The 15,776-nt window shown below is 48.4% G+C and carries 12 protein-coding genes and 1 tRNA gene; 11 read left to right on the forward strand and 2 right to left on the reverse strand.

From position 1 onward, the window contains the following. The first annotated feature begins 43 nt into the window (after positions 1 to 43). From C9I89_RS21510 to luxS, 10 genes are all read left to right on the forward strand, one after another. Positions 44 to 120 (forward strand) — tRNA-Arg (locus tag C9I89_RS21510). Positions 121 to 800: 680 nt separating this feature from the next. Further along, complete coding sequence (locus C9I89_RS21515; RefSeq protein WP_107285379.1) at positions 801 to 1,049, forward strand: oxaloacetate decarboxylase subunit gamma; 249 nt, start codon at positions 801 to 803, stop codon at positions 1,047 to 1,049. A 42-nt stretch (positions 1,050 to 1,091) separates the two neighbouring features. After that, entirely contained in the window at positions 1,092 to 2,873 is a 1,782-nt protein-coding gene (gene oadA, locus C9I89_RS21520) for a sodium-extruding oxaloacetate decarboxylase subunit alpha (protein ID WP_107285380.1), read from the forward strand. Between the two features lie 9 nt (positions 2,874 to 2,882). Then, the gene (locus C9I89_RS21525) at positions 2,883 to 4,013 is read left to right on the forward strand and encodes a sodium ion-translocating decarboxylase subunit beta (protein ID WP_107285381.1); all 1,131 of its coding nucleotides are present in this window, start codon (positions 2,883 to 2,885) and stop codon (positions 4,011 to 4,013) included. 240 nt (positions 4,014 to 4,253) lie between these two features. Then, the gene (locus C9I89_RS21530; protein WP_107285403.1) at positions 4,254 to 5,207 is read left to right on the forward strand and encodes an NADP-dependent oxidoreductase; all 954 of its coding nucleotides are present in this window, start codon (positions 4,254 to 4,256) and stop codon (positions 5,205 to 5,207) included. A 44-nt stretch (positions 5,208 to 5,251) separates the two neighbouring features. Next, a complete protein-coding gene (locus tag C9I89_RS21535; protein ID WP_107285382.1) occupies positions 5,252 to 5,683 on the forward strand; it encodes a YqaA family protein in 432 nt (143 codons plus the stop codon). Positions 5,684 to 5,694: 11 nt separating this feature from the next. Then, positions 5,695 to 8,547 (forward strand): M16 family metallopeptidase, encoded by a 2,853-nt coding sequence (locus C9I89_RS21540; protein ID WP_107285383.1) that lies wholly within the window; start codon positions 5,695 to 5,697, stop codon positions 8,545 to 8,547. A gap of 179 nt (positions 8,548 to 8,726) precedes the next feature. Continuing rightward, entirely contained in the window at positions 8,727 to 10,292 is a 1,566-nt protein-coding gene (gshA, locus tag C9I89_RS21545; RefSeq protein WP_107285404.1) for a glutamate--cysteine ligase, read from the forward strand. Between the two features lie 337 nt (positions 10,293 to 10,629). Beyond that, positions 10,630 to 11,241, forward strand: a complete 612-nt coding sequence (locus C9I89_RS21550; protein WP_107285384.1) for a transglycosylase SLT domain-containing protein — start codon at positions 10,630 to 10,632, stop codon at positions 11,239 to 11,241. A 99-nt stretch (positions 11,242 to 11,340) separates the two neighbouring features. Beyond that, positions 11,341 to 11,859, forward strand: a complete 519-nt coding sequence (gene luxS, locus C9I89_RS21555) for an S-ribosylhomocysteine lyase (protein WP_107285385.1) — start codon at positions 11,341 to 11,343, stop codon at positions 11,857 to 11,859. A 110-nt stretch (positions 11,860 to 11,969) separates the two neighbouring features. Here the strand turns inward: luxS and C9I89_RS21560 are convergent, their stop codons facing one another. Next, positions 11,970 to 13,247, reverse strand: a complete 1,278-nt coding sequence (locus C9I89_RS21560; RefSeq protein WP_107285386.1) for an HlyC/CorC family transporter — start codon at positions 13,245 to 13,247, stop codon at positions 11,970 to 11,972. A gap of 89 nt (positions 13,248 to 13,336) precedes the next feature. Further along, positions 13,337 to 14,134 carry a cytochrome C assembly family protein gene (locus C9I89_RS21565; protein ID WP_107285387.1) on the reverse strand — a complete coding sequence of 266 codons (798 nt, stop codon included), beginning with the start codon at positions 14,132 to 14,134 and terminating at the stop codon, positions 13,337 to 13,339. Between the two features lie 174 nt (positions 14,135 to 14,308). Here C9I89_RS21565 and ffh point away from each other — a divergent pair, with 174 nt between their 5' ends. Further along, a complete protein-coding gene (gene ffh, locus C9I89_RS21570; RefSeq protein WP_107285388.1) occupies positions 14,309 to 15,676 on the forward strand; it encodes a signal recognition particle protein in 1,368 nt (455 codons plus the stop codon). Positions 15,677 to 15,776: the final 100 nt, after the last annotated feature.

The following is a 15,776-nucleotide window of genomic DNA, read 5'->3' on the forward strand; positions in this document are numbered from 1 at the left end:
GAAGATACCGTAGTGATCTTGGTTGTTGTAACACCGATTTAGTGCGCGCGTAGCTCAGCTGGATAGAGTACCTGGCTACGAACCAGGCGGTCGGAGGTTCGAATCCTCCCGCGCGCACCATTATTTAAAGCTCAGCTCAGGCTGGGCTTTTTTGTATCTGTACCTTTCTATTTCTCTATCCCTTCACAATAAACCACGTAATACGCCCGTCAGGTCCGTTAGTGCTCGATTTTGACTATACAGCCAAGCGTGTTGTACTTTATGTTCATTCTTAGGCTGTGTGGAGCCCATGGGCAAACTTGTGCTCATTGCTATACCAATCAGGGCTGTTGTCAATTCAGTGCCGTGCAGCTATGTGAGAGCAAGCCGAGATGGTGACGATATCAAAGCAATTCTCGCTGAAACGAGCATCTTGAGGTTATTTGGGTATAGTTGCTGGAAAAGGCGGCATGGTTAATTTTTGTTTTCGGCTATCTACTAAGTTGTTATTTATAAAGGAAAAAATTAAATAACCAAACTTGCCTTCCGTTAACGTAAGCGTCACTTTGGTCTTGTTGTGGCTTGATTTATCTACAGTTTAAGTGCTGGGCTGTAGCGCAACGCTTAATGATAGATGGTTGTATTTCAGGAAGTTGTATTGAATTGGCGCCGTTATAGGTATTTTCCCATTAAACGGGGGAAATGGAACGCAATCTTCATTAATATGCGGTATTTTTATTAATCAATTTGACTTATTTTTGTATCTCGTGGTACTTGTTAACGCGCCAGTTCAGTTATAAAACCAATGAAAGGAAGCAAAAATGGCAGATTTAGGAAGTTTGCTATGGGAAGCCGCAACAATCATGCTTACCGGGATGTTTGTTGTATTTTTATTTCTTAGCATACTGATCTTTTTGGTCCAGCTCTTGGCGAAAGTGGCCCCTGTTGATGCGTTACCCGCAGCTCAAAAGCCACAGCCAAGCGTTGCCTCACATCATAATGAGGTTCAACCTGACGTGATAGCGGCTATTTCCTCAGCCGTTTATCAGTATCGTCAGCGCAAAGCCTAAAATGATTTACGGGACAATTTTACTTACAAGGAGTTTGCGAGCATGTCCAAGCCTTTAGCTATCACTGACGTCGTACTACGTGATGCACATCAGTCTCTGTTTGCCACCCGTATGCGTATCGAAGATATGTTGCCCATTGCACAGCAGTTAGACAATGTGGGTTATTGGTCCCTAGAGACCTGGGGCGGAGCCACATTCGATTCATGTATCCGTTTTTTGGGTGAAGACCCGTGGGAGCGCTTGCGGGCGCTGAAACAGGCCATGCCGAAAACACCGATGCAGATGCTGCTTCGTGGTCAGAATCTTCTGGGTTATCGCCACTATGGTGATGACGTGGTCGAAAAATTTGTTGAGCGTGCCCATGCCAATGGTATGGATGTGTTCCGTATTTTTGATGCAATGAATGATGTGCGTAACTTTAAAAAAGCCGTCACATCGGCTGTTGATGTCGGCGCTCATGCTCAGGGAACCATTTCTTATACCACCAGCCCGGTTCATAATTTAGATACCTGGACTGATCTTGCGAAACGTCTGGAAGATCTTGGCTGTCATTCTATTTGTATCAAAGATATGTCTGGCCTGCTAAAGCCTTATGAAGCGGAAGAGCTGGTTAAACGTATAAAAGCATCGTGTGATGTCCCTCTGGCTCTGCATTGTCACGCGACAACAGGCCTATCGGCAGCCACTGCGGTGAAAGCCGTTGAAGCCGGTTTGGATATTCTTGATACCGCCATTTCTTCGATGAGCCAGACCTATGGCCACACGCCGACTGAAACGGTCGTCGCTATGCTCGAGGGGACCGAGCGCGATACCAACCTCGATTTGCAGCAGCTTGAGCCGATTGCAACCTATTTCCGAGAAGTCCGTAAGAAGTACGCTAAATTTGAAGGCAGCCTCAAAGGGGTTGATGCGCGGATTCTACTGGCCCAAGTGCCAGGCGGTATGCTGACTAACATGGAAGGCCAGCTTAAAGAGCAGGGCGCAGCTGATCGTTTTGATGAAGTACTGGAAGAGATCCCTCGCGTTCGTGAAGATTTAGGTTTTATTCCATTGGTTACCCCCACATCGCAGATCGTCGGTACGCAATCGGTATTGAACGTATTAACGGGCGAGCGCTATAAGAACATCACCAAAGAGACTGCGGGTGTCTTGAAAGGCGAATATGGCCAGACTCCGGCACCAGTGAATGCCGAGCTGCAGGCTCGTGTGCTTAACGGAGCCGAGCCGATCACTTGCCGACCGGCAGATCTGCTCACCGACGAACTGGCGGCGTTGACTGACGAGCTGTTGGCTAAAGCGAAAGCAGAAAATATTTCGCTTGCGGAACACTCGGTGGATGATGTTCTGATTTATGCGTTATTCCCTCAGGTTGGTCTGAATTTCCTTAAAAACCGCAACAATCCAGACGCCTTTGAACCAGCGCCAGGAACTGAAGCGGCGCCAGTAGCAGCGGCAGCTCCGATTGTTCAGGCCGACGGCATCGAAGCTTACAGTGTGAAAGTGAATGGTCAGGTGTATGACGTTGAGGTGGGCCCTAGTGGTCAGCTATCTTCCGTCACATCGGCGGCAGCACCAGCACCTGCTTCGGCAAGCAGTGCCCCCGTGGCGAGTGCTGAGGCCATATCGGCTCCGCTTGCCGGAAATATCTTTAAGGTTGTCGTTCAGCCTGGTCACTTAGTGGCTGAAGGCGATGTACTGGTGATCTTGGAAGCGATGAAGATGGAAACTGAAATCCGCGCTGTGCGTGGTGGGGTGATCCAGGAGCTTCATGTCAAAGAAGGTGATTCGGTTTCAGTCGGCTCGCCGATTTTAAGCCTGGCGTAAGAGGGTACCATGGACGGTTTATTAAAACTCTGGGGCGAGACCGGGATTGCCAATTTTGAGTTCGGCCAGATTGTAATGATTCTGGTTGGCTGCGGTCTGCTTTTCTTGGCGATACGTAAGGGCTTTGAGCCCTTGCTGTTGCTGCCTATCGGTTTTGGTGCCATTTTGGCCAATATTCCTAATGCTGGTTTTACCGAACCGGGCGGCTTGTTGTATTACATCTACCATGTAGGGATTGAAACCGGGGTATTCCCGTTATTGATCTTTATGGGGGTCGGTGCAATGACCGACTTCGGTGCCTTGATTGCAAACCCTAAGACGCTATTGTTAGGGGCTGCGGCTCAGTTTGGTATCTTCTTCACCCTGTTTGGTGCGATTTTGCTGAATCTCGTACCAGGGATGGAATTTACCCTGGCTGATGCGTCGTCGATTGCGATCATCGGTGGTGCCGATGGCCCAACCGCGATCTTCCTGGCCAGCCGTTTATCACCTGATCTACTGGGTGCAATTGCGGTGGCGGCGTACAGCTACATGGCATTGGTGCCGATCATTCAGCCTCCGATCATGAAAGCGCTGACAACTCCGGAAGAGCGTCAAATTCAGATGCAGCAGCTGCGCCATGTTAGTAAGGCCGAGAAGATCCTGTTCCCAATGGCGGTATTGGTAATGACCATTCTGTTCTTGCCTTCGGCATCGCCACTGGTCGGGATGTTCTGCCTCGGTAACCTGATGCGTGAATCTGGTGTAGTTGAGCGTCTGTCCAATACGGTACAGAACGAATTGATCAACATCGTGACGATTATGCTAGGTCTGGGAGTGGGCTCGAAACTGGAAGCGGATAAATTTCTCCAGATGGAAACCTTAGGGATCCTGGTGCTCGGTGCCGTTGCGTTCAGTATCGGTACCGGTGGTGGTGTTTTAATGGCGAAATTGCTTAACCGCTTCAGTAAAGAAGACATCAACCCACTGATTGGGGCGGCGGGTGTCTCGGCGGTTCCGATGGCGGCACGGGTGGTGAATAAGGTTGGCCTGGAAGCGAACCCGCATAACTTCCTGCTGATGCATGCGATGGGGCCGAATGTGGCCGGGGTACTGGGCTCTGCGGTAGCGGCCGGTATCTTGCTGGCATTGGTTGGCTAAACTTAGCGCTGATCACCGTACTTAGAAACAAATAGAAACGGGTAGCAAGGTGCTACCCGTTTTTTTATTGCTATTGTTATCCAAGTTACCTAAATATGCTGGATCTCGTATCGTTAGGGGCTTTGGGTGTATATTGTTTATCGTCCTTATATACATCCCATCCTAAATCGCAACAGGTGTTTGATGACAGCTCTCCTCTTGAGCGACTAACGTGACCAATAAAGAAAAGGAATAGAAATGATGCCCTATCATCAGCTTGCGATCGCTCAGTTTGGCGAACCCTCGGTGCTCACCTTGCAAGCCGCTTCTACGCCATCGCTGGCGGCTGATCAGGTGTTGGTGAAAGTAGCTTATGCCGGCGTTAACCCGATCGACGCCAAAACCCGGGCCGGGCTTGGCTGGGCCGCTCAACAGAACAAAGATAACCTGCCCTGGGTACCAGGCTATGATATTGCCGGTAAGATTGTTGAAGTCGGCGATAACGTTAAGTCGCTGGAGGTCGGTGAACGGGTTGCCGGGTTTATTGGCTTTCCTCTTCAGGGCGGCGGATACAGCGAGTATGTGGTCGTTGATGCAGAATCATTGAGTAAAGTACCGGCGCAAATTGAGCTTGTGCAGGCGGCAGCATTGCCTCTGGCGGGGCAAACGGCCTGGCAGGCGTTAGAGAAAGCGAAAGTTTCTGCCAGTGATCGGGTTCTCATTCTGGCTGGTGCCGGCGGGGTGGGTCATATCGCTGTCCAGCTGGCGATCGCAAAGGGCGCGGAGGTTTTCGCGAGCTGTTCGGCGGCAAATGTGGAATTTGTCTCAGGCCTGGGTGCTACCGCGATTGATTATCACCGAGGAAGGCTTGAACAACAGATTGATCCGGTCGATGTGCTGATTGACTTGATGGGCGGAGAGGTGGGTTGCGCGGCATTGGCGTGTGTTAAAACCGGTGGCCAGGTGCTAACAATACCGACGAACACTGCAGAGCGGGTTTGCCAGCAAGCGCAGCAACTTGGCTTGCAGGCTGAAGGAATGCTGGTGGCGCCGAATGTTGCGCAAAATGATGCAATGCTCAAGATGCTGGCACAGGGTAAGTTACAGTTACATATTGCGGCACAGTTCCCTTTGGCTGAGGGGGCCAGAGCGCATCAGCAGATTGAAAGTGGTCGTACGCGCGGAAAAATTGTTTTAGCGATGGGTGTCCAGTAACGGTTGTAGTAAAGATAAACAGCCTCTAATGTAAGAAAATAAAAATGCTAGATTTGTTAAATGGTGAGTCAGCGCTATTGATGCTGTTCACCACCGGTTTTTTGAGTGCCACCTTATTGCCTGGCGGTTCAGAAGCGAACCTGATCGCGACGTTAAAGCTAGGGAATAATGTAGTATGGCTGGTTGTTGGGGTGGCGACGCTGGGCAACACCCTTGGGGGAATGACCAACTATTGGTTAGGGCGGTTGTTACCCGATAAAACTTCTGAGCAAAAACATGGTCATAAAGCTACAGGATGGCTGAAAAAATATGGTTACTGGACCCTTTTCTTAAGCTGGTTACCCGTGATTGGGGACCCGCTATGTTTAGCCGCCGGATGGCTGCGTATGCATCATTGGTTAAGTTTTTTCATCATCATGACTGGTAAAGCTTTACGCTACGGTGTGCTGGCCATGGTGGTTCAAGGTTTATTATAAGGAATGCGTAAGTGCAAAAGTGGATTCTAAGTGTCACCCTGCTGTCGATAGTTGGCTGCAGTGGTCTGATGGGGCAAAGCAAAGATGCTCCTGTGCTGCCTGAGGGCATAACTTTCGTTGAGCAAGTAACAGCCGCCCAAGGTGAGACTGTTATTCCGTATAGTAAATACACACTTGCTAACGGGTTAACCGTGGTTCTTCACGAAGATAGATCTGATCCATTAGTGCATGTCGATATGACGTATCACGTAGGCTCAGCCCGCGAAGAACAAGGTAAATCCGGTTTTGCACATTTCTTTGAACATATGATGTTCCAGGGATCAGAGCATGTCGGTGATCAGGAGCACTTCCGTTTGATCACTGAAGCTGGCGGTACCTTAAATGGAACAACAAACCGGGATCGCACCAATTATTTTGAAACCGTACCGGCGAACCAGCTGGAGAAAATGCTGTGGTTAGAATCAGACCGGATGGGATTTTTGCTTGAGGCTGTCTCACAGCGTAAATTCGAGATTCAGCGTTCAACGGTGAAGAATGAACGAGCCCAGCGCTATGAAAACCGCCCTTATGGTCTGGTCTATGAGCGTATTGGCGAAGCCCTTTACCCACAATCCCACCCGTATTCCTGGCAGACTATTGGTTATGTCGAAGATTTAGAGCGCGTGGATGTTAATGATCTAAAGGCGTTCTTCTTGCGTTGGTACGGCCCGAACAATGCCACGCTCACGATCGGCGGCGATATCGATAAAGCGCAGACGCTGGAGTGGGTGAAAAAGTACTTTGGCTCGATTCCCCGCGGCCCTGAAGTGATCAATGCGGCGAAATATCCCGTCACGTTGAATGCGACTCGCTACCTGACACTGGAAGATAAAGTACAGCAGCCCATGCTGATGATGGCATGGCCAACGTCGTATAACGGTGCGGAAGATGAAGCATCGCTGGATATGCTGGCGAAAGTGATCGGTGGGGGGAAGAACAGCCTGCTGTATCAGGATCTGGTCAAAACCGGTGATGTCGTTGATGCGGGGGCCTACCACGATTGTGCCGAGCTTAGCTGCACCATGTACGTTTATGCGATTGGTCAAAGTGGCAGCAAAGGCAACTTAAAAGATGTGCATAGCAAAGTTGTCTCGATTCTTGATGGCCTTGAGCAGCGTGGGGTCAATGAAAAAGAGTTGAGTGAACTGAAAGGCATGGTGGAAGCCAATGCGATTTTCGGTTTGCAGAGTGTGAGCGGCAAAGTTTCGCAACTTGCCGCTTATGAGACTTTCTATGGCAACCCTAACCATCTAGGTGTTGAACTGCAGCGGCTGCGTGATGTCACCACTGACAGCATGGAAGCGGCTTATATGCAGTACCTGAACGGCAACCCGAACGTCACGTTAAGTGTGGTGCCTAAAGGTAAAACAGCCCTGGCCGCGGCGAAGCCAAATTATACCCCGCTGCCACGTGTTATCCCTGAATATCAAAAAGTCACCGATGATCAGCTCGCACTGAGAAAGTCGGTTGATCATTTTGACCGTTCAGTGATGCCACCGCTTTCTCAGCCGGTTGAGGCTGTCATGCCGCGTTTGTATCAGTTTGAACTGGAGAACGGAATTAATGTACTGGGGACCAAATACATTGAAACGCCAACGGTAGAGCTGCAGTTAGTGATCCCAGCCGGGCGCCGCTTTGAACCTGAGGGTAAAACCGGGTTAGCACAGCTGACCGCGGCAATGATGGGGGAAGCGACAGAGCAATCAACGGCAGAAGAGTTATCTTCGCGTCTGGATATGTTAGGCAGTACCGTCAGTTTTAGTGCCGGTTTGTACAGCACGACGGTGTCGGTGACATCATTAGAGAAGAACCTGGCGCAGACGCTGGCCATCATGGAAGAGCGTTTACTCCAGCCCGCGTTTAACCCGGCAGATTTCGAACGATTGAAAGCACAGGCCATTGAGGGGGCAGTGTATGAACACCAGCGTCCGGAGTGGTTAGCGAGCCAGGCAACGCGAGAAGTGCTGTTTGGCGGTACACCGTTCAGCCGTCCGCCGGAAGGAACCAAAGCATCACTGGCTAGTATCACCTTAGAGGATGTTAAGCACTTTTATGCCCGCAACTACACTCCAAACGGGACGGATGTTGTGGTCGTGGGGGATGTGGCTGAGTCGCAGCTGAGCCAACAGTTAGGCTTCCTGACAACCTGGCAAGGCAGACCGGAGCCGATCTTTAATCCGCAAGCCATCCCTGCGCAGGCGAAGCAGGCCATCTGGATGGTTGACAAGCCAGGCGCGCCGCAAACGGTGATCCGTCTGGTTCGTCAGGGACTGCCGTACGATGCAACTGGCGAGTTGTACGAAACTCAGCTGGCTAACTTTAACCTGGCGGGTAACTTCAATAGCCGTATTAACCTAAACCTTCGCGAAGATAAGGGTTATACCTATGGGGCTGGTGGCTACCAGACCGGAGGCCAAGAAGTGGGTTTGTCGGTGTACTACGCCCAGGTCCGTGCTGACGCCAGCTTAGCGTCATTAAAAGAGTTTCTGGCTGAATTGAAGAAAATCAGTACCGAAGGGGTAACGGATGAAGAAGTGAACTTTATGCGCCTGGCTGTCGGTCAGAAAGATGCGCTCAACTATGAAACCCCCGGGAAGAAGGCGCAATTGTTAGGTCAGATCCTGACCTATTCGCTACCGGAAAACTTCGTGGAACAGCGTAACGAAATTGTTGCTTCTATCAGCAAAGAACGACTCAATGAGCTGGCCGCGAAATGGTTTAAGCCGGAAGATTACCAGATCATTGTCGTGGGAGATGTTAAATCATTGCGACCGCAATTTGAAACACTGGGAATTCCAATCAAAACGATTCAGCCTCAGATGTAATCTGGCAGATCCTGTCATTCTGCTTGCCGACGTTGCTATAACGTCGGCTTTTTCCCTTTATTTCTAAGGGTTATTTATTTACAGCTGGTAAAAGTGTTTCACTGTAAAAATCATGGTAATCATTAATAATAATGATTACCCTATTTTCCAAATTACGATAATTAACGAGAATGACCTTGATGGATTTTTCACAAAGGTTACAGCAAATTTCCGCTAATTCTGATGCATTAACTCAGATTGGCCGTGGCCTAGAGCGGGAAGCGCTACGTATTACGAATCAAGGTGATTTGTCTGCTCAACCCCATCCTGCAGGTCTGGGATCGGCATTAACCAATAAATGGATCACCACCGATTTTGCCGAATCACTGTTAGAGTTTATTACACCGGTCTCACAAGATATTGATCATTTATTGGCCCAGTTAAGTGATATTCACCAGTTTACCTACAGCCAGATGGGGGATGAGCGCCTGTGGCCAATGTCAATGCCCTGTTTTGTCGGTAGCGAAGATGATATTACCCTGGCGCAGTACGGCAGCTCGAATACCGGGCGAATGAAAACTCTCTATCGTGAAGGCCTGAAACGCCGTTATGGCAGTGTAATGCAGGTTATTTCAGGCGTGCATTTCAACTTTTCGTTTCCTGACTCATTCTGGCAGCAGCTGTTTGGTGACCAAAGCGCACAAGCGCGTCAGGATTCGGTCTCTGAGGCTTATTTTGGCCTGATCCGTAACTATTACCGTTTTGGCTGGCTGATCCCTTACCTGTTCGGCGCATCTCCGGCGTTGTGTGGCTCATTCCTGAGAGATCACGGCTCGGCATCAGATTTTGAAAAACTGGGTAACGGTACTTATTATTTGCCGAATGCGACCGCGTTACGGTTAAGTGATCTGGGCTATACCAATAATGCGCAAAGTTCGCTGAAAATCAGTTTTAATGGCTTAGATCAATACCTTGATGGTCTGAATCAGGCGATTCGCACTCCATCCGACAACTACGCGAATATTGGCGTGAAAGTTGACGGTGAGTACCGCCAGCTGAATAGTAATGTCCTGCAGATTGAAAATGAGCTGTATGCGCCTATTCGTCCGAAACGTGTGGCAAAAAATGGCGAAAAACCATCAGAAGCCCTTTGTCGGGGCGGGGTTGAATATATCGAAGTACGCTCATTGGATGTTAATCCGTTCAGCCCGATAGGTATCACTGAAGATCAGGTCCGCTTCCTTGATATGTTCCTGACCTGGGCGGTGTTGTCACCATCTGCCAAAATGGATGATGCTGAGCTGGCTTGCTGGCGGGATAATTGGAATCGCGTTGTTCTTGATGGCCGTAACCCTGAGCTAATGCTGAAAATTGGCTGTAATGGTGAACGTCTGTTGGCTAAAGAGTGGGGATTACGCGTATTTTCTGAGTTGGAAGACGTTGCCAAGGCGATGGATAATGCGGCGGGGAATGATAACTACCAGCAGACGTATCAGCGTTTGAAAGAATGGATTATTCACCCTGAGTTGACGATATCAGCACAGTTACTGGCACAAATCAAACAGCATGAAGGTATTGGTGCCGTCGGTAAAAAATTGGCGTCATCGTATAAAGATGAACTCAAGAGCAGAGAGTTTGCTTTTTATAGCAAGAATGAGTTTGAGCAGGAAGTTCAGGCGTCCGTTGAAAAACAGCAGCTCATTGAGCAAAGTGATACCGTGTCATTCGATGCGTATTTAGAGGATTACTTTGCTTATTTGAAATAACGGCGAGCTAATCAGTATAAATTGTGACGGAGGTAGGCTTCTATCGTTTTGTTATAAATTTAGGCTGATTTGACAGGGATTTTTGCGTAAGGTCGAACGAGAAAAAATTGGGCAGCAGCCATGCTGCCCACAAACAATTTCGCAGGGATGACGACACAATAATTGTTCGTCTTTTTGTTAGACCGCGATAAACACATTTGGTTCAACCTGAGACCAAATTGAAAAAGGATGTGTGCTACTCAGCGTTTTATCGGCCGTTTGAAGATAAATTAAATCGCTGAAAAATAGTGGTTATTACATTGAAATCATTTTGGTACATATTCCAGCGAGTGAAAATATGTTTTTGGCTGCGCGCGTAGTTATGCTTTCCGGTTTGGTGTTGGTGCTGAGCGGTTGTGCGACTCCACCACCTAAAGATCAATCGAACGTTTGCAATATTTTTCGTGAAAACCCGGATTGGTACGAAGATGCTATCAATATGCAACAAGAGTGGGGGACGCCGATTAATGTTGCGATGGCTTTCGTCAAACAAGAAAGTAGCTTTCGTCATGATGCCCGTCCCCCAAAAGACTATCTGCTCGGTTTTATTCCCTGGGGCCGGGTGAGTAGCGCTTATGGTTATGCTCAGGCACAGGATCCGGCCTGGGAAGACTACCAAAAAGCGACCGGAAACGGTGGCTCCCGAACCGATTTTGGCGATTCGCTGATGTTTGTGGGGTGGTATACCCATGAAACTCAGCGTCAGCTAGGGCTGTCTAAATGGGATGCCAATGGCCAGTACCTTGCCTATCACGAAGGACGGGGAGGGTATCAACGAGGCACCTATAAGAGTAAGCCGACGCTGATAAAAGTCTCTCGTAAGGTGGAGCAACAGGCAAAAAATTATGGTTGGCAATTAAAGCAATGCCGACAGGAACTGGATGATAATCGCAGCTGGTGGCCGTTTTAATGCGGTGGCCATCATTGCCGAAATGGACATTAGCACCATACTTAAAACAATGGGTATAGGTAACGTGAGAGAAACTCATAGGCAAAGGAGAAGGAAGTAATGCCGTTATTAGATAGTTTTACCGTCGATCACACACGGATGCATGCGCCTGCGGTACGCGTGGCGAAAACCATGCAGACGCCGAAAGGCGATACCATCACTGTTTTTGATTTACGTTTCTGCCGTCCTAATATGGATATTTTGAGTGAGCGCGGTATTCACACGCTCGAACACCTGTATGCTGGTTTCATGCGTAACCACCTTAATTCCGACCAGGTAGAAATCATTGATATCTCACCTATGGGGTGTCGCACCGGTTTCTACATGAGTCTGATCGGAACGCCCAGTGAGCAGGATGTCGCGGCGAGCTGGCGTGCGGCAATGGAAGATGTATTGAAGGTTGAATCGCAAGAGCAGATCCCGGAACTGAACGAGTACCAGTGTGGGACTTATGGCATGCACTCGCTGGATGAGGCGAAAGCGATCGCCAAAAATATTCTGGCACAGGGGATCGATGTTAATAAAAACGATGAGTTGGCATTACCGGAGTCGATGCTACACGAGCTTAGCGTTAAGTAATAACAATCGGTATAACAGCGAAAGCGCACAGAATCGAAGACAAAAAAGCCGGCATTGATTGCCGGCTTTGTGCTTATAGACGTGTTCTGTCCTGAAATCGGTTCAGCAACTTAGCCTGTTTTCTTCAACTGGGTTGGAAGCACTTTGACCAGTTTGATCATATTCTCTGAGACTTCCATGATTTTCATTTGACGACCGGAGAGTTTAATACTGATCTGGCTATCAGGGATATCTTCTAAATGCTCCAAGATCAAACCATTGAGGGTGCGCGGGCCATCAGTCGGAAGATCCCAGTTCAGGCTTTTATTCAGATCGCGAATATTGGCGCTACCTTCAATCAGTAAGCTGCCATCTGCCTGTGGGGTAATTTCGTCGGCCAGGGTCGGAGAAATAGAGGTCGTAAATTCGCCGACTATTTCTTCCAGAATATCTTCTAAGGTGATCAGCCCTTGGATGTCGCCATATTCATCAACAATTAGACCAATACGTTCTTTATTTCGTTGGAATTTTAATAGCTGGATGTTCAGTGGCGTGCCTTCCGGAATGAAATACACTTCATCCGCAGCCCGAAGCAGGTTCGCTTTACTGAATTCATTTTTTTCCATCATGAGGCGATAGGCTTCACGAACACGCAGCATGCCGACCACTTCATCGATGGTATCGCGATACAGCACAATGCGCCCATGGGAAGAATGGATCAGTTGTCGAGTGATGGATTTCCAGTCGTCATTAATATTGATGGCCGCAATGTCGCTGCGCGGGATCATCAGATCTTCGACGGTGACGTTTTCCAAATCTAAAATAGACAGCAACATATCCTGGTGGCGGCGAGGGATAAGGCCGCCCGCTTCGTCCACAACGGTACGTAACTCTTCAGAGCTAAGCTTCGAATCATTCATATTGTCGACTTTTAAACCCATTAACAGCATGAAGCTATTGGTAATGCCGTTTACGAACCACACTAGCGGGTAAAGCAGCTTCATCAGAATATTGAGAATAATACTGCTGGCATAAGAGACACGCTCGGGGTAAATCGCGGCAAGGGTTTTCGGGGTCACTTCAGCAAAGACGAGTACCACCAGGGTTAAGGCACCTGTCGCAATGGCGACACCGAAATCACCATAAAGGCGCATACCAATAATCGTGGCAATAGCAGAAGCGAGAATGTTGACCAGGTTATTACCGATCAAGATAAGGCCGATGAGACGGTCGGGGCGAGACAGTAATTTTTCTACCCGCTTGGCCCCGCGGTGGCCTTGATTTGCGAGGTGCCGCAGCTTATAGCGGTTGAGGGACATCATGCCGGTTTCAGAACCGGAGAAATATCCGGAAATGACGAGTAGTAATATCAGAAGGGAGAATAATACTCCCGTGGATATGTCGTCCAAAAATCTAGTTCCTTAACGTGTCTGTTAAAATATAGTTGTACTCATTTGAGTATGAGTGTCAATGAGAAGTTAGTTGCAACGAGGTGTTTTTATCCGCCGATAATGATTTCTTTAACAAAACGACTGCCAAAGTAGGCAAGGGTCAGTAAAAAAGCACCTACCATGCTGAACCAGACGACCCTGCGGCCGCGCCAGCCGCGATGGTAGTGGCCCCAAAGCAAAGTACTGTAGACTACCCAAGCCAACAGTGACAACACCGCTTTATGGGTTTTCCCCTGCGCCAGCATGTCCTGAATAAAGATCAAGCCAGTTATCAAGGTCACCGTTAGTAATGCATTGCCAACCAGAATGATCTTGAAAAGCTGCCTTTCGACCATCATTAAAGGCGGTATGTTCGGATTAATCTGCAGGCTTTTTTTGGTTTTTAATTTATGATCTAACCAAGCGAGTTGAATGGCATATAAGGTTGCGATCATTAAGGTCGAATATGAGAATAAGGCCAGAGAAATATGCAGCAAGACTTGCGGCTGGGCTTCTAAATGGGTAATAAAGGCGCCAGGTAATAGCGTAGCTGCCGATAAGTTAATTGCGGCAAAGCTGTATATGATGGGGAGAAGAAACCATACGCGCATACGTAACATTGCAAATGTCGTTAACGTTGCGATGATCAAGCTGATCAGCGACGCGACATTCAGTATGCTTAGGTTCTGGCCCTGGCCTCCCAGTATTAAATCTTTTAACAGTAGAATATGTAACGCAATCGCCACTAAGGCTGAAAAAAAGACCGGCTTGATTTTAATACCATTACTATTGGTTAAGCCTGGAACAACCAGACCCAAAGCGAGAAAATAAAAACAAGCAGCCATTAAGGCAATCAACATATCCATAGTAAACTGGTAACTAGTTAAGATGGTTAGAAGGCGCAATTATACCCTGCTCAAACAAGAGTCGCTATCTATACATGAAAGCAGATGCAGGATTGCGGTATACTAGCCTATATCACCCACATATAATCTATGTGAAGCAGTACTATTATTAGTTGCGTAACGAGCGAGTAGCACATGTTCGAAAATTTAACGGAGCGTTTATCGCGAACGCTTAAGAATGTCAGCGGCCGTGGTCGCCTAACGGACGACAACATCAAAGATACGCTGCGTGAAGTACGCATGGCGTTACTCGAAGCTGATGTTGCGCTTCCTGTTGTACGTGAGTTCGTCAAGCGCGTAAAAGAGCGCGCTGTCGGTACGGAAGTCTCTAAAAGTCTGACCCCGGGTCAGGAGTTCATCAAAATCGTTCAGGCTGAGCTTGAAATGGTTATGGGTGAATCCAATGAAGCGCTGAACCTCGCTTGCCAGCCGCCAGCGGTTATCTTGATGGCCGGTCTGCAAGGGGCGGGTAAAACCACCAGTGTCGGTAAGTTAGGTAAAGTACTCAAAGAGCGTGAGAAGAAAAAGGTTCTGGTTGTTTCTGCCGATGTTTACCGCCCGGCGGCGATCAAACAGCTAGAAACACTGGCAAACGATGTTGGTATCGATTTCTTCCCGTCTTCAGCCGATCAAAAGCCGGTTGATATCGTTAACGCGGCTGTGGGTCACGGTAAGCTGAAGTTCTACGATGTTGTTATTGTCGATACTGCAGGTCGTCTGCATGTCGATGATGTCATGATGGACGAGATCAAAGACGTCCACGCTGCAGCAAATCCAGTTGAAACCTTGTTCGTGGTTGATGCCATGACCGGTCAGGATGCGGCCAATACCGCGAAAGCCTTTAACGATGCGCTGCCACTAACCGGTGTGATCCTGACGAAGGTTGATGGTGATGCACGTGGTGGTGCGGCGTTATCCGTTCGCCACATTACCGGTAAGCCGATTAAATTCTTGGGGGTCGGTGAAAAAACTGACGCACTAGAACCGTTCCACCCGAACCGTGTTGCATCACGAATCTTAGGTATGGGGGACGTACTGTCTCTTATCGAAGATCTAGAGCGTAATGTTGATAAGAGTAAAGCCGAAGAGCTTGCGAAAAAGTTTAAAGAGAAGAAAGGTTTTGATCTTGAAGACTTCCGCGGCCAGCTTCAGCAGATGAAGAACATGGGCGGCATGATGGGCATGATGGATAAACTGCCCGGCATGTCTCAACTACCTGATAATGTAAAAGGTCAGGTTGATGACCGGATGTTCCTGCAAATGGAAGCTATTATTAATTCCATGACCAAAGGCGAGCGTGCGCGTCCTGATATTATTAAGGGCTCACGTAAGAAGCGTATTGCTATGGGTTCTGGTACCCAGGTGCAAGATGTTAACCGCCTACTGAAACAATTTACCCAGATGCAAAAGATGATGAAGAAAATGCAAAAGGGTGGAATGAAGAACATGATGCGTAATATGAAGGGGATGATGCCGGGTGGAGGTATGTTCCCAGGGCGTTAAGTTGTTCATTTTTATCGGGTTTGATCTTTTATTTTTATTTAGCTGGTGAAAAAATAGCTAAAGCTGTTGCATTCATCCGCCCAAAGAGTAAAATTCCGAG

It is taken from the genome of Photobacterium lipolyticum (genome assembly GCF_003026475.1).
Taxonomy (GTDB): domain Bacteria; phylum Pseudomonadota; class Gammaproteobacteria; order Enterobacterales; family Vibrionaceae; genus Photobacterium; species Photobacterium lipolyticum.

What these genes read in the sequence shown, in the direction of transcription:
- ffh (WP_107285388.1), top strand. Translation starts at nt 14,309, where the DNA reads ATGTTCGAAAATTTAACGGAGCGTTTATCGCGAACGCTTAAGAATGTC.
- C9I89_RS21550 (WP_107285384.1), top strand. Translation starts at nt 10,630, where the DNA reads ATGTTTTTGGCTGCGCGCGTAGTTATGCTTTCCGGTTTGGTGTTGGTG.
- C9I89_RS21565 (WP_107285387.1), bottom strand. Translation starts at nt 14,134, where the DNA reads ATGGATATGTTGATTGCCTTAATGGCTGCTTGTTTTTATTTTCTCGCT.
- C9I89_RS21530 (WP_107285403.1), top strand. Translation starts at nt 4,254, where the DNA reads ATGCCCTATCATCAGCTTGCGATCGCTCAGTTTGGCGAACCCTCGGTG.
- C9I89_RS21515 (WP_107285379.1), top strand. Translation starts at nt 801, where the DNA reads ATGGCAGATTTAGGAAGTTTGCTATGGGAAGCCGCAACAATCATGCTT.
- C9I89_RS21525 (WP_107285381.1), top strand. Translation starts at nt 2,883, where the DNA reads ATGGACGGTTTATTAAAACTCTGGGGCGAGACCGGGATTGCCAATTTT.
- gshA (WP_107285404.1), top strand. Translation starts at nt 8,727, where the DNA reads ATGGATTTTTCACAAAGGTTACAGCAAATTTCCGCTAATTCTGATGCA.
- oadA (WP_107285380.1), top strand. Translation starts at nt 1,092, where the DNA reads ATGTCCAAGCCTTTAGCTATCACTGACGTCGTACTACGTGATGCACAT.
- luxS (WP_107285385.1), top strand. Translation starts at nt 11,341, where the DNA reads ATGCCGTTATTAGATAGTTTTACCGTCGATCACACACGGATGCATGCG.
- C9I89_RS21535 (WP_107285382.1), top strand. Translation starts at nt 5,252, where the DNA reads ATGCTAGATTTGTTAAATGGTGAGTCAGCGCTATTGATGCTGTTCACC.